Source organism: Chryseotalea sp., assembly GCF_057350905.1.
In genome coordinates this window covers 380,333-398,856 of sequence record NZ_JBMRCF010000001.1, presented here as the reverse complement: position 1 = coordinate 398,856, position 18,524 = coordinate 380,333, and the positions used below count along the sequence as shown (strand labels likewise).

Genomic DNA, 18,524 nt, shown 5'->3' with positions numbered 1-18,524 from the left:
AAGTACTAAGCTAATTAAGCTAAATCAAAACGATCGAGGTTCATTACTTTGTTCCAGGCAGCAATGAAATCCTTAACAAACTTAACCTGACCATCGCCACAGCCATATACTTCGGCAATGGCGCGAAGCTCTGAGTTAGATCCGAAGATAAGATCAACTCGCGTAGCTGTCCACTTTGTCTCTCCTGTTTTACGATCACGACCTTCAAAAACATCAGTAGATCCTGCAATACCTTTCCAGGTGGTGCCAAGATCTAGTAGATTTACGAAGAAGTCATTGGTTAACACTTCAGGACGATGCGTAAATACGCCAAGCTTTGATTTATCAAAGTTTGCATTCAACACACGCAAGCCACCGATCAATACAGTCATTTCCGGTGCTGTAAGTGTAAGCAATTGTGCTTTGTCCACTAACAATTCTTCTGATGAAACAGTGTATTTCTTTTTCGTGTAATTACGGAAACCATCTGCCTGAGGTTCAAGAACAGCAAATGACTCTACATCCGTTTGTTCTTGCGAGGCATCAGCACGTCCGGGTGTAAATGGAACACTTAGCTCATGACCGGCATTCTTTGCAGCTTTCTCAACACCAACACATCCACCCAATACAATCAGGTCAGCCAATGAAACTTGCTTACCGCCTGTATTGAATTCTTTTTGAATGCCTTCTAAGGCTTTCAGCACTTTAGCTAATTGAACAGGGTTATTGGCTTCCCAGTTATTTTGAGGTGCAAGGCGTATACGGGCACCGTTGGCACCACCACGCTTATCAGAGCCACGGAAGGTAGAAGCCGAAGCCCAGGCAGTCGATACCAGTTCAGATACAGAAAGCCCTGTTGCCAGTATCTTAGATTTTAATGTGGCGATATCCTGTGCATCAATGATCTTATGTTTTACAGCAGGGATAGGATCTTGCCAGATCAATTCTTCTTTTGGCACTTCCGGACCAAGGTAACGTGCAATAGGTCCCATATCGCGGTGTGTTAACTTAAACCAGGCGCGTGCAAAGGCATCGTTAAACTCAGCAGGATTCGCTAAAAATCTTCTGGATATTTTTTCGTAAGCAGGATCAAAGCGCAAAGACAAATCAGTTGTCAACATCATCGGTGCATGACGCTTTGAAGGATTGTGCGCGTCAGGAACAGTGCCTGCACCAGCATCACCTTTGGGCTTCCACTGGTGTGCACCAGCAGGACTCTTTGTCAACTCCCACTCATAACCGAACAAGTTTTCAAAATAATTGTGGCTCCATTTTGCCGGAGTAGTTGTCCATGCACCTTCTAAACCACTGGTGATCGTGTATTCACCGTGACCAGTACCTAAGGTATTTTTCCAACCCATGCTCTGTTCTTCAATGCTGGCCGCAGCAGGTTCAGGTCCAACATATTTACTCGGATCACCCGCACCATGTGTCTTACCCAAGGTATGACCACCAGCAATCAAGGCTACTGTTTCTTCATCGTTCATGGCCATGCGACCAAAAGTCTCACGGATGTCGCGTGCGGCAGCCACAGGATCAGGGATACCGTTAGGTCCTTCCGGATTCACATAGATTAAACCCATCTGCACAGCGGCTAAAGGATTTTCCAATTCACGGTCACCAGAATAACGCTTGTCTTCTAACCACTTACCTTCAGATCCCCAATAGATATCTTGCTCTGGTTCCCACACATCTTCGCGTCCACCAGCAAAACCAAATGTTTTAAAACCAGCAGATTCAAGTGCGCAGTTACCGGCAAGAATCATTAGATCAGCCCAGGAGATTTTTTTACCATATTTCTGCTTAATGGGCCAGAGTAATAAACGTGCTTTATCCAGGTTACCGTTGTCAGGCCAGCTGTTCAGTGGCGCAAAACGTTGTGTGCCGTTACCCGCACCACCACGTCCATCAGCAATGCGGTACGTACCCGCACTATGCCATGCCATGCGAATAAAGAAAGGCCCATAATGCCCATAATCGGCTGGCCACCAGTCTTGTGATGTAGTCATCAACTCATTGATGTCCTTTTTAACAGCCGCTAAGTCTAATGATTTAAATTCTTCTGCATAATTAAACTGCTCATCCATCGGATTTGATAAAGTAGAGCGTTGACGCAGGATGTTCAGTTTCAACTGATTAGGCCACCAGTCATTATTGGTGGTACCATTACCTGCGCTTTGCTTAAGCGCACCTCCATGAAAAGGGCATTTACCCTCACCATTCATGTTGTAAGATGTTGTGCTTGCGTGCGGATTGTTTTCCATTTTCGGTTGATTTACAATTTGTTACTTATAAAAGACTAATAATATACTTTATTGATGTTATTTCTGCTGATTAATGTCATACACAAGGCTTACAAATTTCATTTTCAGCATACAAGATTAAGGGGTTATGCTTAATAAATCAAATTGATTATATTTATAAACATATAGTTAATATCTATGACACTGACCCAACTGGAGTATATTGTAGCACTGGATACCTACCGCCATTTTGTACTGGCATCAGAGAAATGCTTTGTAACGCAACCCACCTTAAGCATGCAGATTCAGAAGCTGGAAGAAGAACTGGATGTAAAAATATTTGATCGCACAAAACAGCCTGTAATCCCAACGGAAATCGGTGCTAGTATTATTGCACAGGCACGCATTGCCTTGCGCGAGGCCAGCGTAATCAGGCAGGTTATTGCCGAACAAAAGAACAATATGGCCGGTGAAATTCGCATTGGCATCATTCCTACACTCGCCCCTTACCTCCTGCCCCAGCTATTTAAAAATATCCGTGAAAAATATTCGCAAATCAATCTTGTCATTAAGGAAACGATTACAGAAGAGATTGTACAGGAGTTAAAAAACAATCGCCTGGATTGTGGCATCGTAGTAACGCCTTTAAAAGATAACTCTATTAAAGAAGACATTCTCTTTTACGAAGAGTTATTCGTGTATGTGTCTAAGAAAAATGCACTCCACGACAAGAAATATGTAATACCCAGTGAAATTGATCCCAATCAACTTTGGTTATTAGAAGAAGGGCATTGTTTCAGGTCACAAATTCTGAACTTATGTGAATTGCGCAAATACTCGAATGTCAATTTCAAATATGAGACTGGTAGCATAGAAACGCTAAAGCGAATGGTTGACAAAAGTGATGGTATAACCATTCTGCCAGAATTAGCGGTGATGGAATTTAATCAGGCGCAAATGAAACATGTAAAACGTTTAAAAGACCCAAGCCCCGCACGTGAGGTCAGCCTGGTTACACATCGGGATCATGTAAAAATGAGATTGATTAAAACATTACAAGAAGAAATATTAGATATTATTCCAAAGCCTATGCATAAATTACAAAAGAAAAAAGTGGTAGAGATCAATTAAAAAAACTAAAAGTCATCTCAAAAATACTTCGAAACAAAATAATCGCGTCATTGCGAGGAAATAGCGTGGGGTTGTGCGTAGGATGACGAAGCAATCTAGTTAATAAATGGAAAATGTTGATTTATAGATTGCTTCGAAGCTCATCACTCATGCTTGCGCATACTTCTCGCAATGACGCAGGTTTATATTGTGGTCTGTTATTATAAATTAAATCACTCGCGTCATTGCGATGAACGAAGCGTTGAATGTGTGATGTTATGAGTAAGCAATCCGTGTTGATGTGCTGATTTGTTGATGAGTTAATTCGTTGATTGATTTGAAAATTAAACACAGTTCATCGCAATGAACCAAGCGCTGAGCGTGTGTAGGGATGATGAAGCCTCAATAAAAGTCAGCTAAATTGCTTCGTCCCTCCTGAACGAAAACCTTACCCAGAAGGCTCGCATGACGAGTTCACTTATTTTTAAAATGGCGCTTAGAGATACCCTATTGCTTATATTGCTGAATAAATATTGAATCAAGCTATATGCAGGATAGCCAACCTGAAATCGTTAAATACAAGGATGAATTTAAAGCGCAGCTCCTATCAGTCTGGGAAAAATCGGTGCGTGCCACGCATCATTTTTTATTACCTGAAGACATCGCTTACTTCAAAGAGGTTGTAGCAAACATAGCCTTCAGCACCTTCCCTGTCTATTGTTTAGTTGATCAGGAGAAAGTGATTGGCTTTATTGGTGTTGTTAACCATAAAATAGAGATGCTCTTTCTCTCACCTGAATACATTGGTAAAGGGCTGGGAAGTCAATTGGTTTCGTTTGCCATTGAAAAACTACGAGTCGACAAAGTGGATGTGAATGAACAGAATACCAGTGCTGTACACTTTTATACAAAGCTTGGCTTCAAAACATACAAGCGCTTAAAAAAAGACAGCGAAGGCAAGAATTATCCTATCTTAAAAATGAAACTCAATAAATCCCGATAGTGTAAATTTTATTATCTCACTGGCTTGCTGCTCATTTCAAACACCAATGTTCCGCCCTGCAGTAAGGCAGTATGCATAATAAAATTACCTTCCACTTTTTTTCCATTCAGCCTTACACTTTTCACATACACATTTTTATCGGACTGATTAAGCGCTTTAATAATTAATGTCTTACCGTTTTCAAAAGTAAGCACGGCCTCCTTCACCAGGGGACTACCCAATGCATATTGATCGGAACCCGGTGCGACAGGATAAAAACCTAAGGCTGAAAACAAATACCAGGCACTCATTTGCCCGGCATCATCATTACCACCTAATCCAGCTGAACCATTGTGATACTGGTGCCGCATAATCATGCGCACGCGCTCTTGTGTTTTCCATGGCTTAGTAGTCCAGTTGTATAAATACGCCACATGGTGAGCAGGCTCATTACCATGTACATAATTACCAATAATACCCTCGCGTGTAATGTCTTCTGTATGTGCAAAGAAAGCATCCGGTAAATCCATGGTAAAGAGTGAATCCAGGTGTTCGGTAAATCTTTTTTCACCGCCCATCAAGTCAATCATCGCTATAGGATTGTGGGGTACATATAAACTGTAATTCCAGGCATTGCCTTCAATGAAACCCTGCCCTTCGGTATTCAATACATCAAAGTCTTTTTTAAATGAACCATCACTTAAACGCGGACGCATAAAGCCGATGCGCTTATCGTATACGTTGCGCCAGTTTTCAGCACGCTTGCTAAACTCCTGATAGATATCTTCGCGTTTCAAGTGCTTAGCCAGTTGTGCTATGCACCAATCATCATAGGCATATTCCAGAGTAGATGATACGGACGTTCCGTTTTTGTCAGCTGGTATGTAACCGAGATCTATGTAATAACCAATACCCTCATAACTTCTTTTTCGGGCTGTGGCAACACAAGCATCTAAGGCCTGTTGCGCATCAACATTTGTATTGCCCTTGATAATTGCATCGGCAATTACCGAAACACTATGATATCCACTCATGCACCAGTTATCATTGGCGTAATGCGACCAGATGGGCAACATCCCTAAAGCACTTTGATCATAATGTGCCATCATCGATTTAACAATATCACCATTGCGTTTGGGATTAATCATATTGAGGTAAGGATGAAAAGCGCGGTAGGTGTCCCAAAGCGAAAGTGATGTATAGTTAACAAAATCCTTTGCCTTGTGCACATTCTGATCTAAACCCTTATACTCACCATTAACATCCATATAGAGTGTTGGCATTAAGGCCGCGTGATACATGGCTGTGTAGAAGTTAATTTTATCCTCTTCATTAATAGTTTGTACCTGAATCTTATTCAATTCTTTATTCCAGGCTGCCTGAGCTTCAGCCTTGCTTTGTTCGAAGTTCCAATGTGGAATTTCTGCCTGCATATTCTCCAAGGCGTTTCTGGTACTCACTGGGGATAAAGCCAGTTTCATTTTCACTTTTTCGTTAGCACTTGTTTCAAAATCAAAGTATAACCTCAATTGTTTGCCTGCTAAATCTGGATGGTTTTTAGTTTGATCGAACTTGCGCCAGAAACCTCTATACACTTGTTTTTTGGAGTAATCCTGTGCACCGTACTGTTTAAATGGTTTTGAAAATGATAGAGCAAAGTAAACCGTACGGGTACGCGACCAGCCGTTGGTTTGTCTGTAACCCGTAACCAAAGTATCATTTTCAATACGCACAAAGGTCCACACATTTTTGTCTTCGTAATTATAAATACCAGCCATCAAGTCCAGTATAATGTGTGCCTCCTCCGAAGCAGGGAAAGTATACTGATGGAAGCCTGTTCGCTGCGAAGTAGTGAATTCAGCTATGATATTATGATCTTCTAACTTTACTTTGTAGTAACCAGGTTCTGCCACTTCTGTGGCATGTGAAAATCGGGATCTGTAACCTGTCTCCGGTTTTTCTTCCGTACCCGGATTCAGCTGCAATAGACCAGTAGTGGGCATCACCAAAAAATCACCTAAATCAGAATGGCCTGTTCCGCTAAAGTGTGTATGGCTAAAACCAACGATGGTCTTATCGTCATATTGGTAGCCCGCACAGTATTTGTACACATCTTTATTATAGCGGTTGTTTACTTCATAAGGAATAGTATCGGTGTCCGGACTAAGTTGTACAGCACCAAAAGGAACGGTTGCTCCGGGAAAAGTGTGTCCCATTTTTTCTGTACCTATAATGGGTTTGGCAAAGGGAATCAGGTTTTGTTGCGCTGATACTGATGTAGCAAGCACAACCAAAAACAATAAGCTAAGTAAATTACTTTTCATTGATTGTATACGTGAATTATTTTCTTAAAAATGTCCCACTAAAACGTAAAAGTATCTTTAACCATTTGATTTTCTTGATGCTTTTTGATTGGCCTCACTCCTACCTCTCTCCATCAGAGAGAGATAGGAGAATCAAGGAAATCAAATGGTTACTTAAAATTTTCAAATTTTAGTGGGACAATAGCATTATTTTATCTAATATTTAAAGCAAGAGGATCAACGCTTCTCATTCGAAAAAGAATAAGGATAAGCATCTGCTGTTGTACCTCTTTTCATATTGGGTTTCGCTGACATGGAAAAATTCAGTACGGCACCCTTCATCAGTTCAGCATGGCTCAACCAGTTTTTAGTATAGGCTTTTCCATTCACCGTTAACGCATCCACAAATCTGTTCTGTGCATTATTATCTTTTGCATCGATAATGATCTGTTTCCCATTCTCTAAAGTCAGGCTGACTTTTTTAAACAAAGGTGCACCTAATACATATTGGTCGCTGGCCGGGCATACAGGATAAAAACCCAGGGCCGAAAAAATATACCAGGCCGATGTTTGTCCATTGTCTTCATCGCCACAATAACCGTCAGGTGTTGGTGCGTACATTCTGTTCATGGTTTCTCTTGCCCAATATTGTGTTTTCCAGGACGCACCGGCATAGTTATATAAATAGATCATGTGCTGGATCGGTTGATTGCCATGTGCGTACTGCCCCATGTTGGCAATTTGCATTTCACGTATTTCATGAATTACACCACCATAGTAGGTATCATCAAATTTTGGTGGTAAGGTGAATACTGAATCGAGTTTACTTACAAATTGAGTTTCTCCACCCATCAGGTTGATCAAACCCTGCACATCATGAAAAACTGACCAGGTGTAGTGCCAGCTGTTTCCTTCCGTAAAAGCATCACCCCATTTAAAAGGATTAAAAGGAGATTGAAAACTGCCGTCTTTATTTTTACCACGCATTAAACCTGTTTGTTTGTCAAATAAATTTTTATAGTTCATGCTGCGTTGTGCATACACCTCAATTTCTGCTTTCGGTTTGTTAAGTGCCTTGCCTAATTGATAAATCGCAAAGTCATCATAAGCGTATTCGAGTGTACGTGCTGCATTTTCATTAATTTTTACATCGTAGGGTACATAACCCAGTTCATTATAATACTGAACGCCTTTGCGCCCGACAGCCGATACAGGCCCTTCATGATTGGCACCGTGCACCAGGGCTTCATATAATTTTTCAATATCATAACCTCGCGCGCCTTTCAGATAAGCTTCTGCCACCACGGAGGCAGAGTTATTGCCAATCATTATATCGGCATAACCCGGACTCGACCACTCCGGAAGAAAACCACCTTCGAGGTATGCATTCAGTAAACCTTCCTGCATTTCTTTGTTAATAGCAGGATACATCAAATTTAAGAAAGGATACAAGGCACGAAAGGTGTCCCAGAAGCCTGTGCCTCCAAACATATACCCCGGAAGTATTTTACCATTGTAAGGACTGTAGTGCATAATCTTCCCAGCTGCATCTACCTCATATAATTTTTGTGGAAAGAATAAGGTTCTGTATAAACAAGAATAAAAAGTACGCAACTGCACATCGCTTCCTCCTTCTACTTGTATTTTACCCAATGTTTTATTCCAAATGGCCTTACCTTTCTTTTTAACCGTTTCAAAATCATCTTTACCTAACTCGCGTTGCAAATTCAACTCTGCCTGTTCAAAACTGATAAAAGAAGAGGCCACGCGCATCTGTACCTTCTCTCCTTTGGTTGTTTTAAATCCTACAACACCACCGGCATGATTGGCATATAACTCCAAAGAATCCTTCACCAACACATTACCACGCCAGGTATGTGCCATGGTAAAATTTTTACTCAGATAAATCACAAAATAATTTTTGAAATTGGTCAGGCTTCCTCTTCTGTAGCGGGTAGAGTAGCCGATAATTTTATTCTCTTCAGGAATCACTTTAACATAGGATCCCTTATCGATGGCATCAATCACTATAAAAGAAGAATCGCTTTTCGGAAAAGTAAATTGAAAAATGGCGGCTCGCTCTGTCGGTGCTAACTCTGTGGTCACATCAGCATCGGCCAGGTAAACACTGTAGTAATAAGGCTTGGCCACTTCCGATTTATGCGAAAACCAACTGGCACGATCGTCCTGGTTAATTTTTATTTTACCAACGGTGGGCATAATGGCAAACTGGCCGTAGTCGTTCATCCATGGACTGGGCTGGTGCGTTTGTTTAAAACCACGAATCTTGTCCGCATCATAAGTGTACATCCAGCCATCGCCCATTTTACCGGTTTGTGGCGACCACAAGTTCATACCCCAGGGTAAACCAATGGCCGGATAGGTATTGCCATTGGACAATGACACTTTAGAGAGTGTGCCCATCAAGGGATTAACAAGTTCTTCTGGCTCAGCAATTTGAGCAAATAACAGATGACTGACTAGAAACAGACAAATTGTAAAAATCCTTTTCATGGTTAAGTCTTGGCTACTTAAAACTAAAAAATAAGTACATGGAAAAGAAGTTTCTTATCGCCACTCATCATAAAATCAACAACAAGCGTTTTGACCTTACACCTCATCCTATCATCAACGATTGCCTCTAACTTGCATTACTTAACTTTTGTTAAGTTGTGATGCTGTTTCAAAGTGATACATTTACTTACAGTGGTGTACGACTAAAATAAACTCATCATTAACTACTTGATTTTACCAGTAATACATATGAAAACTTTTCCCTTCTTGTCTTTACATACCACACTCATACTACTCAGAGTAGCCGTTGCTTTAATTTTTATTACGCATGCAGTGGTTAGAGTATTTAATGGAACGATAGAACGCTTCGGCTCTTTTTTGGAAAGCAAAGGGTTGCCGTTGGGAACAACCACGGTGTGGTGCCTGAGTACCTTTGAAATTGTGGGTGGCGTATTGCTGGCTTTGGGCTATTATAAGCAATGGCTATCCGCTGGATTCATTTTAATCCTACTCGTTGGCATTATACTTATCCATGCCTCACTCGGATGGTTTGTGGGCGAACACGGATCGGGCGGTAGTGAGTATAGCTTTATCCTGATTGTTGCTTTGCTGGTGATTGCTGCTGGAGATGAAAAAGAGAAAACTAAATAAATACTTTAAAAAAGTTGACCTTTCTTCCCTGTTCTGACAATAAAAAAGCCCTTGCTTTCACAAGGGCCTTGTACCTCAGGCCGGAATCGAACCGGCACACCTTACGGTACACGATTTTGAGTCGTGCGCGTCTACCAGTTCCGCCACTAAGGCATTTTTAAGCAATTAAGGCACTGGTTTTCCTTAACGGGATGCAAATATCTGCAAAGTTTACTTCTTGGCAAAAACAAAAATCAGAATTTATACAATTCCCATCTCCTCTTCCAACCCTTCTTTTATACCTAGCCAAAGCCTGTTAAAATCTTCAATATTCCCGGAAATACCTTCAAAACCCCGTTCTTCAATGTTGTTTTTTAATTCATCTATCAAGCGCGAGAATTCACTGTCACCTAAAATAAATATAGAGGTTCGTACTTTATGCACTGCTTTGGAATAAACTCCTGCATCTTTCGCTTCCAAGGCCATGGTCAAAGCCGTTTTAAGTTCATCCAGGTTCTTCAGCAACAATGAAACGAACTCTCTTTTAAAGTCAGGATCCCCTTCTGTGTACAGATCAAAATCGACTCCTAAACGCCTACGCTTTATTGCTGCATTAGTAGTTTCAAAGAATTGATTTTCAGTATGATCTAAATAATTAAAGATCTTGGTTTGCAGATCATCCGGATCAAAGGGTTTGGTTATGTAATCATTCATACCCGCCTCCGTAACTTGATCTCTGACTTCCGACATGGCTGAAGCTGTGAGGGCGATGATGGGTATTTTTTTAAAATAGCTGTCTGTATCCATGGCTCGGATAATTTTTGTTGCTTCAAAACCATCCATTTGCGGCATCTGGATATCCATCAGTACCAGTTGATAGGACTTGTTCTGAATCATTTGCACAGCCTCAAGACCATTGCTGGCTATATCCATTTCTATCCCCCATTTCTTTAAAAAGTTACTCGCCACAATCTGATTAACGCGATTATCTTCAGCCAACAAAACTCTGCCACTTACTTTTTCAGGTTGTTGATTGAAGTGATGTTGAGCCGCACTGACCTTTTCCGCATTTCCTTCGGGTACGGTGAGTAAAAACGAAAAAGTAGATCCGTAACCAAGCTTACTATCTACTTTAATGCTGCTGTTCATAATATCCAGCAAACGTTTGGTAATGGAAAGCCCTAAACCTGTGCCACCAAATTTTCTGGTAGTATCTTCACTGGCTTGTGTAAAGCTTTCAAATATCTGCTTTACGTTTTCAGCCGGTATACCAATGCCTGTGTCCTTCACCGTTACTTGCAAAAGTTCCTGGCTGCCATTAGTACCTTGATACGATACCCTGATTTCTACATAACCCTTCTCGGTAAACTTAATGGCGTTGCCCAAAAGATTGGTTATTACCTGACTGATGCGAACGGGATCGCCAACAATAACCCTGGGTACATTTGTGTCGAAGACAAAAAATAATTGGATGCCTTTTTCACTTGCGCGATTCCTCAGCATGTTAACAATGTTCTGAATCAATTGATGCAGATCAAAATCAATCTCCTCCATTACTATTTTCCCCGCCTCTATTTTACTAAAATCAAGAATGTCGTTGATGATGGTTAGTAAGTTATCACCTGAAAATTTAAGTAATTTCAAACTCTCTTGTTGATCAGGTCTTGGTTCTTCTTGAAGTAATAAATTAGTAAGCCCAATGATGGCATTCATCGGGGTACGTATCTCATGACTCATCATTGATAAGAATTGAGATTTGGCTTTGGTTGCCTCTTCTGCTTCTTCCTTAGCCTTCTTCAAAGCTTCTTCTGCCAGTTTACGTTTTGAAATGTCTCTTACTGATGATTGAAAACCAGACAAAATTCCGTTAGCAAAAACAGGTTTAATTATATTTTCTCCCCATACTATTTGCCCTTGTTTGGTCAATATCCTGAACTGGACCGGAGGCAATTCACTGAGTTGATTGAGTTGATTTATTAATTCATTGCCATCGAAACCGGCTGCATCTTCAGGATGCATGAAATCGAGCGCTTTCTTTCCTATCACTTCTTCCGGCTCATAACCGTGCAGATTCTTAATAGAAGCTGTTACAAAAGTAAATGTACTGTCGAGCGAATGCAGACTAATTACATCACTGGAGTTTTCCGAAATTAATCTATAGTGTTTTTCGCTTTCTTCAATTCGTTCCCGTGCAAGTTTAATATCAGTAACATCATTGATGGTACCGATATATCCTATCACTTGATTATCAACATCCTTTAAAGGCGTAGCTTTACCTCTCACCCAGCGTACACTACCGGTAGGAGTTAACAGACGGAAAAGTTCAGAAAATTCTGTTGATTGATCTACAGCCATTTGCCAGGCTGTAAAAACCGGGTCTCGATCTTCTTCATATACAGCGCCAGCCCACCCGCTTCCCATAGCCAGGCTTAGTTCCATCTCTGCAATCTCTGCCCAGCGCTGATTCATGTATACAGCATTCCCATTTTTATCAGTTTGAAAAATACCAATAGGTGCTTTCTCCGCTAAGGTTCTGAATCGCTCTTCACTCACCCTCAGGTTTCGTTCTGTTAAAACGCGTTGGGTTACATCTCTGGCCACTGAACTGACCTTCCATACACGGTCGGAATTTTCTTTAAAAAACATTCTGACATTCTGACCTATCCAAACGACTTCCCCCTGCCTTGAAACAATTGGTAACTCCAGATAAGAATTCTCTTGCCGGCTCCTGCTTTGTTTTCTGTAAAAATCTACTACGCTTGTTTTTTGATCGGCCAAGATAAGATCCCAATAATAGGTATTGGAAAGTTCTGATTTAGAGTAACCGGTTATTCTCTCCATTACCGGGTTAACAAAGGTGAATCTACCCTCAGCATCCAATTCAAAAATCATATCTGAGGCCCCTTCTACCAAACCCCTGTATTGCTGTTCTCTTGCCTCTAAATGCTCCTGAATCACAGTCATCTGCTCCATATTACTACGCAACTCTTCTTCGGTTGCTTGTAGCTCTTTATTGGAGACGGCCAGCTCCATGTTTAAGTCATTCAACATCCGGTTGTTGGCTGTGATGCGCTTAATCATTGGTAAGAAAATAAAAATCAGTTCTCCTATCAGCAGCAGCATAGCAAAGGAGGCTAAAACTATCTCAACCTTTTTTATGTAGTTTAGCTTCTCTTCTGCCTCTCGCTGGTAGGTAGCTACTGTTGCCTCCATTGTCAATAAGAAAGGGAGTTCGTGCTGCTCCAGCACATCAACACTTGCAGCCATGGTAAGGGAGTCGGGATTTGTAATTATATTTCTGCTGGCCTGTAATATTTTTTGAAGATGAACTTCATTTGCTTTCAACAAAGAATCGATAGTTGCTGAATGGCTTTCACTAACATTCAACAATTCATCGCCTCGCATTAATGCCACCTGGACTTGTTCAAAGCGATTAACTAAATTAATTAATGAATCTACTTTGTAAGTACCTTCTTCACCGTACTGATTTAAATAATAAACAAGCTTGGAAATTCGCTGACTTAACATACGTTGCCGTCCAGCCAGGTTGATTAACTTGGCATCATCGTTTTGCATGCTGAGATCGTACTGAATAACCACCTGACTACCCACAATGGTAAGTAACAGAGTGCCTATAAAAAGTGCGTATTGAAGCCTCAGGCTATTCAAATTAAGCTTCGGAAGAGTCGATATAAGTTTTTTCACACCTGGTTTCGAAAAATTCTAAGACAAAAATGAATTCTCAATATATTAAGAATTAAAAATATTGCATATTATATAAATTTTGTAAGTCGATTTTAAAGAGCACTTAAAACAATGAAAATACTGGTTTGCGATGATGATGAGGCCGTTGTAAGCATGATTCGCTTTAAATTAACCCGTGAAAAGCTTGGAGAGGTTTCTGTTGTCAATAATGGCCGTGATGCAAAGGCCATATTGAATGATATGCATTTTGATCTGGTCATTACAGATATTCACATGCCCTATTGCTCGGGAATAGAAATAACACAATACATTCGCGAAACGCTAAAACGAAGTACGCCAATTATTATTTTATCAGCGGAAGGATTAGAAGACACTGTGCTACAAGCCTTTCAAATGGGTGCTACTGATTTCATCTCCAAACCTTTCAGCCCGGCAGAACTTGCCATAAGAGTAAAACGAATTCTGAGCAGTCAATGAAGTACTTTACTTTGACTTATCTGATACAGGCTTTTTCGGAAGAAGTCAATATACTTCTTTCCATTTCCGTAATCTTACTTCTGTTAAGCATTGCTTTAGTTCTTTTTATTTTAATTAGTCGGCTTGTAAAATCCTATTACCTTAAAAAAGAAGAAAAATTTAAGCAAATATTCCAGGAGATTATTTACGGAATAAGTGTTCAAGAGAAAAACCGATCGCATCAGGAATCTGATTTGGGTTTATCCGAATTAAAGAAAAACATCCACTCAGTTTTTGGTCAACAAGTGCTGATTGATGAATTAATTCACGTACGAAAAAATGTAGTAGGCACTTCGGCAGATAATATTTACGCTGTCTACTTAAATCTTGAACTGCACAAGAACAGTTTAAAGAAACTAAAAAGTATATCGTGGGTAACTAAAGCCCGTGGCATCAGAGAATTAGCAGAAATGGATTATTCCAATGCTATCCCCCAAATTGAGCAACTCCTTTCGGCTCCTCAACAGACAATTCGGGAAGAAAGCATTCTGGCGCTTATTCGTTTATCAAAGAATAACTCTTTCAATTTCATTAATGATTATAAAGGCGAAATTACACCCTGGATAGAGATAAACATTCATAAACATTTACTCACACTCGATGCACGAAAACTTCCGAATTTTAGTCTTTGGTTTAATCATTCGAATCGGAGTGTATGTTGCTTTAGCATAAAAATGGCACGACTGTTCAGGCAAATTGAATCAGTTCCAGATCTGTTATTATTATTATCAGAAGCTGACAAAGATCTTGCCTTACTGGCTGCAGAAGGTATCTGCGACATGGGCGGGCAAGAATATGCTACTCCGATCGCGGAAATATTGAGCAACACCTGGGATTATGATCAAATAAGCATCAGGCTGATGAATACCATGGCCTCCATTGGAGATCCTGATGTACACAGTAAATTCCTGACACCATTTTTATCGCATCCTGATTATGAAGTGAGGCTTGCCACAGTGCGGGCGCTGGAAAAACTGAATGGCACTGAACAACATATACAAGGGCTCGGAAAAGATAAACAAGTAGCAATACAGCAAATGATTGCCCATGTAAATAATACTTTTCTTAACTAATCGTCTCATGATGTTTTCATTCTGGGAAATATTTTTCTTTACAATCAATACCCTGATTCTGGTGTATGGCATATCCATAATACTGGGGTATTTAATACTTGCTGTATTATCGCAGTATGAATTGCGCAAATACATTCAGAAAAACCATTTTACTGATTTTAGAAATATACTTTCTTCACCACTAGCCCCTGGTATTTCACTTATTGCCCCAGCGTATAATGAAGGCCTGACTATTATCGATAATGTTAAATCACTTATGTCGATCATGTATAATAATTATGAAATCATAATTATTAATGATGGCAGTAAGGATGATACGCTGAATAAAATGATTGAAGCTTTTAATCTTGTTATCGTTCCTTTTGATTTACAATATACTATTGCTACCAAACCAGTTAGGGGTATTTATAAATCGCAGAACCGTGCCTTTAAAAAACTTACTGTTGTTGATAAAGAAAATGGTGGAAAAGCAGATGCATTAAATGTCGGACTTAATGTTTCTAAAAAAGATCTGGTCGCTTGTATTGACGTGGACTGCATCATAGAACCGGATGCACTTTTAAAAATGGTGAAACCATTTCTGGAGTCTACTAAACCAGTTATTGCAAGCGGTGGTGTAGTAAGAATTGCCAACTCCTGTATTGTTGAAGATGGCAGACTGGTGGAGGTGAAATTGCCACAGATACAAATAGCCAGATTTCAGGTACTTGAATATATACGTGCCTTTTTATTGGGACGTATGGCATGGAGCAAGCTCAATGGCCTCCTGCTAATTTCAGGGGCCTTCGGATTATTCAAACGCGATATTGCCGTAAAATGTGGGGGCTACAACCATAATACAGTGGGCGAGGATATGGAGTTAGTGGTAAGAATGCGTGTGTATATGCACCAACATAATTTGCCTTACAAAGTGACATATATTCCAGATCCGCTTTGCTGGACAGAAGCACCTGCCTCCTATCAGATCCTGGGAAGGCAAAGAAACAGATGGGCGCGCGGCACTTTTGAAGTACTTAAGCTGCATCGTTATTTATTTTTTAATCTAAAGTATGGTTTGATGGGCCTGGTTAGTTATCCGTTTTGGTTCTTTTTTGAATGGCTTGCACCCTTTGTGGAGTTTTCAGGATTGCTTTATTTTTTAACGCTTGCGTTTATTGGAAAAATAAACTGGATCTTCTTCTTCGCCATCACACTGGCTGTTTATGCATTTGCTTTCTTCATCTCCATGTTTTCGCTTTTCTCGGAAGAAACTTCTTATTACAAGTACACTCAAAAAAGAGACATTATTAAAATGATCGGTACTGCATTAATTGAGCCATTTTGGTTTCATCCACGTGTAGTGTGGTGGGGATTGAAAGGAAATTTCGATCTGATAAAAGGCAAAAAGAGCTGGGGTGAAATGTCACGCCAGGGTTTTGTTCAGTACAAAAAGAAAAATGAGCCTGTCAGATAAACACATGACGAAAGATGGATATGAGGACGAAAAAACAAATTAGTCAAATCATGAGATCTGTGATATTGTTGTTCATGTTGTTCGCATCAGTATTATTACATGCTCAAAAAAATGAAATTGACTGGCGCACACGTGACACGGATGATATTTTTCAGCAAGCCAGGACAAAGGCCTTCAACCAGCAGCGGGAAGAAGCACGGGAGATGCTTCAGTTTATTCTAAATAAAAATCCAGACTACTTCGATGCAAGGATATTATATGCACGAACACTTTCCTGGGACAATCGTTTTACTGAAGCACGGGAAGCCCTGCAACTGGTTTTAAGTAAGTCCCCAAAAAACGAGGATGCCTTTCAGGCGCTAACGGATGTTGAAATCTGGAGTGGTAATTTTCAAACAGCACTCAACATATGTAATCAGGCTTTAAACTTATTCCCTGTTAATAATGAACTGCTTTTTAAGAAAGCAGTTTCATTAAACAAGTTAACACGCGATGAAGAAGCACTTGTCATTCTGAATGACTTGCTCACCATCAATCCCGGAAACAATGAAGCTGCTGTATTGCGTAAGGCAATACAATCAAACAAACTGAAATTCACCGCAGGGGTAAACTATGGTATCGACTGGTTTAGTCGCTATTTTGATCCAGCTCAAAATTTATCGCTTCAGCTATCCAGAACCGCACATTGGGGAAGTGCATTAGCCAGATTGAATTATGCCAGCCGCTTTAATCAATCAGGCATTCAACCCGAAATAGAAGTCTATCCGAGAATTTCCAAAGGCGTATATGCCTATTTAAACTACGGATATTCTAATAGCAATCTCTATCCAAAACACAGAAGCGGTGCTGAGTTGTTTGTTAGGGCGCCCAAAAGTCTGGAGTTTTCCGGAGGACTTCGCAATCTTTATTTTAACAAGGATAATATCAGAACGATACTCACCACCTCAGCCTCCTGGTATTTCAAAAGTAACTTAATCACCATGCGATCTTATATCATACCTGAAAAGGAAATTGGCACTTCGTATAGTCTTGTATTAAGCTTTAGAAAATACTTTAAGGATAATAACACCCACCTTAGCCTGAATGCAGGCGCTGGCTATTCTCCTGATGAGCGTAGAATTCAAAATTCATCCGGACTTAGCGATGATCAACTATTTAAACTAAAAACACAACGACTGGGTATAGTCTTTCAAAAATCGCTACCCAACAACTGGATAATCGGTGGAAATTTTGACATCATTCATCAGGAGTTGATTTTTGACCTCGATCAGTATGTACTCATTACCAGTACGGGTCTGATGGTCCGTAAGCGATTTTAAGTAAAAGCTTTATAAGCCCGTGTTTTAGAAGACATTCATAGGCCGATTACAAAATTTAATCACCTCTTTTGTCAAAATCATATGAAAAGTCATTAAAAATACGCTCTTTCGAATGTGTTGCGCTTACTTTCCATTGGGTTGATCAGCTTACTGCTTTACCAGAGTGCCGGCTTTGTTGTCACTTTTGAGTTAGGTGTTAGCGCCATTCGCAAAGAAGTATGGGAACAATTCCTGCAGAAGGGCGAAGGAAACATTGTACGGTTAGCCTTTCATAAGTCTGCCCGCATTGCTTTTAAAGACGATGGGAAGGAGATCTATTACCAAAGCAACATGTATGATATCCTTCGCCAGGAGGTAAAGCATGATTCGCTAATCTTTACTTGCTTCCATGACATTGCAGAATCTTCCCTGGTGGCTGCCTTTGAAGAAGAAATAAAAGCCATTACTGATCAGGAACAATCTAAAAACAGAGAAACTAACACAGTTCATAAAAAATACGAATACATCCAACGTATTGTTGATACAATATCCGGGCCATTAGCTGCACAAAATCTTATACATAATACTTTAGTGAATTCTTCACTTTCAAATCCTCATCTTTCCATACTTAATCCTCCTCCGGAAATTTCATAATCAAATAGGAATAGTAGTTTAAGTAGTTGGCGTTAATCCGTCAACATGAAATCTTGGCATTATC

Annotated in this window: 12 protein-coding genes and 1 tRNA gene; 8 read left to right on the top strand and 5 right to left on the bottom strand. The window is 40.2% G+C overall.

The genetic code is table 11. From position 1 onward, the window contains the following. Positions 1–14: 14 nt before the first annotated feature. Positions 15–2,243 (bottom strand): catalase/peroxidase HPI, encoded by a 2,229-nt coding sequence (katG, locus tag ACO1XM_RS01780; RefSeq protein ID WP_486225393.1) that lies wholly within the window; start codon positions 2,241–2,243, stop codon positions 15–17. A 177-nt stretch (positions 2,244–2,420) separates the two neighbouring features. Here katG and ACO1XM_RS01775 point away from each other — a divergent pair, with 177 nt between their 5' ends. Together ACO1XM_RS01775 and ACO1XM_RS01770 are read left to right on the top strand one after the other, a co-directional pair. Beyond that, on the top strand, positions 2,421–3,353 hold the full coding sequence (locus ACO1XM_RS01775; RefSeq protein ID WP_486225392.1) for a LysR substrate-binding domain-containing protein: 933 nt from the start codon (positions 2,421–2,423) through the stop codon (positions 3,351–3,353). A 526-nt stretch (positions 3,354–3,879) separates the two neighbouring features. Beyond that, positions 3,880–4,335 carry a GNAT family N-acetyltransferase gene (locus ACO1XM_RS01770; RefSeq protein WP_486225391.1) on the top strand — a complete coding sequence of 152 codons (456 nt, stop codon included), beginning with the start codon at positions 3,880–3,882 and terminating at the stop codon, positions 4,333–4,335. A gap of 11 nt (positions 4,336–4,346) precedes the next feature. Here the strand turns inward: ACO1XM_RS01770 and ACO1XM_RS01765 are convergent, their stop codons facing one another. Together ACO1XM_RS01765 and ACO1XM_RS01760 are read right to left on the bottom strand one after the other, a co-directional pair. Beyond that, the gene (locus ACO1XM_RS01765; RefSeq protein WP_486225390.1) at positions 4,347–6,638 is read right to left on the bottom strand and encodes a GH92 family glycosyl hydrolase; all 2,292 of its coding nucleotides are present in this window, start codon (positions 6,636–6,638) and stop codon (positions 4,347–4,349) included. Positions 6,639–6,854: 216 nt separating this feature from the next. Continuing rightward, entirely contained in the window at positions 6,855–9,131 is a 2,277-nt protein-coding gene (locus ACO1XM_RS01760) for a GH92 family glycosyl hydrolase (RefSeq protein ID WP_486225389.1), read from the bottom strand. 249 nt (positions 9,132–9,380) lie between these two features. On the opposite strand from ACO1XM_RS01760, the gene ACO1XM_RS01755 reads away from it, so the two are divergent. Then, complete coding sequence (locus tag ACO1XM_RS01755) at positions 9,381–9,782, top strand: DoxX family protein (protein ID WP_486225388.1); 402 nt, start codon at positions 9,381–9,383, stop codon at positions 9,780–9,782. Between the two features lie 71 nt (positions 9,783–9,853). Here ACO1XM_RS01755 and ACO1XM_RS01750 read toward each other — a convergent pair. Both ACO1XM_RS01750 and ACO1XM_RS01745 read right to left on the bottom strand, forming a co-directional pair. Then, a tRNA-Leu gene (locus ACO1XM_RS01750) sits at positions 9,854–9,935 on the bottom strand. Between the two features lie 87 nt (positions 9,936–10,022). Then, on the bottom strand, positions 10,023–13,466 hold the full coding sequence (locus tag ACO1XM_RS01745) for a PAS domain S-box protein (RefSeq protein ID WP_486225387.1): 3,444 nt from the start codon (positions 13,464–13,466) through the stop codon (positions 10,023–10,025). A 111-nt stretch (positions 13,467–13,577) separates the two neighbouring features. Here ACO1XM_RS01745 and ACO1XM_RS01740 point away from each other — a divergent pair, with 111 nt between their 5' ends. The 5 genes from ACO1XM_RS01740 (at position 13,578) to ACO1XM_RS01720 (ending at position 18,460) form a co-directional block, all read left to right on the top strand. Then, the gene (locus ACO1XM_RS01740; protein ID WP_486225386.1) at positions 13,578–13,943 is read left to right on the top strand and encodes a response regulator; all 366 of its coding nucleotides are present in this window, start codon (positions 13,578–13,580) and stop codon (positions 13,941–13,943) included. After that, positions 13,940–15,055, top strand: coding sequence for a HEAT repeat domain-containing protein (locus tag ACO1XM_RS01735; protein WP_486225385.1), 1,116 nt, complete (start codon positions 13,940–13,942; stop codon positions 15,053–15,055). Before ACO1XM_RS01740 ends, ACO1XM_RS01735 begins: the two co-directional genes overlap by 4 nt. A 7-nt stretch (positions 15,056–15,062) precedes the next feature. Next, positions 15,063–16,508 carry a glycosyltransferase family 2 protein gene (locus ACO1XM_RS01730; RefSeq protein WP_486225384.1) on the top strand — a complete coding sequence of 482 codons (1,446 nt, stop codon included), beginning with the start codon at positions 15,063–15,065 and terminating at the stop codon, positions 16,506–16,508. Positions 16,509–16,558: 50 nt separating this feature from the next. Further along, entirely contained in the window at positions 16,559–17,827 is a 1,269-nt protein-coding gene (locus ACO1XM_RS01725) for a YaiO family outer membrane beta-barrel protein (protein ID WP_486225383.1), read from the top strand. Positions 17,828–17,941: 114 nt separating this feature from the next. Further along, entirely contained in the window at positions 17,942–18,460 is a 519-nt protein-coding gene (locus ACO1XM_RS01720) for a hypothetical protein (RefSeq protein ID WP_486225382.1), read from the top strand. The last annotated feature ends 64 nt before the right edge of the window (positions 18,461–18,524 follow it).

Bases quoted from the DNA above. Each gene is read 5' to 3' on its own strand.
- katG (WP_486225393.1), bottom strand. From the start codon at position 2,243: ATGGAAAACAATCCGCACGCAAGCACAACATCTTACAACATGAATGGT.
- ACO1XM_RS01775 (WP_486225392.1), top strand. From the start codon at position 2,421: ATGACACTGACCCAACTGGAGTATATTGTAGCACTGGATACCTACCGC.
- ACO1XM_RS01770 (WP_486225391.1), top strand. From the start codon at position 3,880: ATGCAGGATAGCCAACCTGAAATCGTTAAATACAAGGATGAATTTAAA.
- ACO1XM_RS01755 (WP_486225388.1), top strand. From the start codon at position 9,381: ATGAAAACTTTTCCCTTCTTGTCTTTACATACCACACTCATACTACTC.
- ACO1XM_RS01725 (WP_486225383.1), top strand. From the start codon at position 16,559: ATGAGATCTGTGATATTGTTGTTCATGTTGTTCGCATCAGTATTATTA.
- ACO1XM_RS01765 (WP_486225390.1), bottom strand. From the start codon at position 6,638: ATGAAAAGTAATTTACTTAGCTTATTGTTTTTGGTTGTGCTTGCTACA.
- ACO1XM_RS01735 (WP_486225385.1), top strand. From the start codon at position 13,940: ATGAAGTACTTTACTTTGACTTATCTGATACAGGCTTTTTCGGAAGAA.
- ACO1XM_RS01730 (WP_486225384.1), top strand. From the start codon at position 15,063: ATGATGTTTTCATTCTGGGAAATATTTTTCTTTACAATCAATACCCTG.
- ACO1XM_RS01760 (WP_486225389.1), bottom strand. From the start codon at position 9,131: ATGAAAAGGATTTTTACAATTTGTCTGTTTCTAGTCAGTCATCTGTTA.
- ACO1XM_RS01740 (WP_486225386.1), top strand. From the start codon at position 13,578: ATGAAAATACTGGTTTGCGATGATGATGAGGCCGTTGTAAGCATGATT.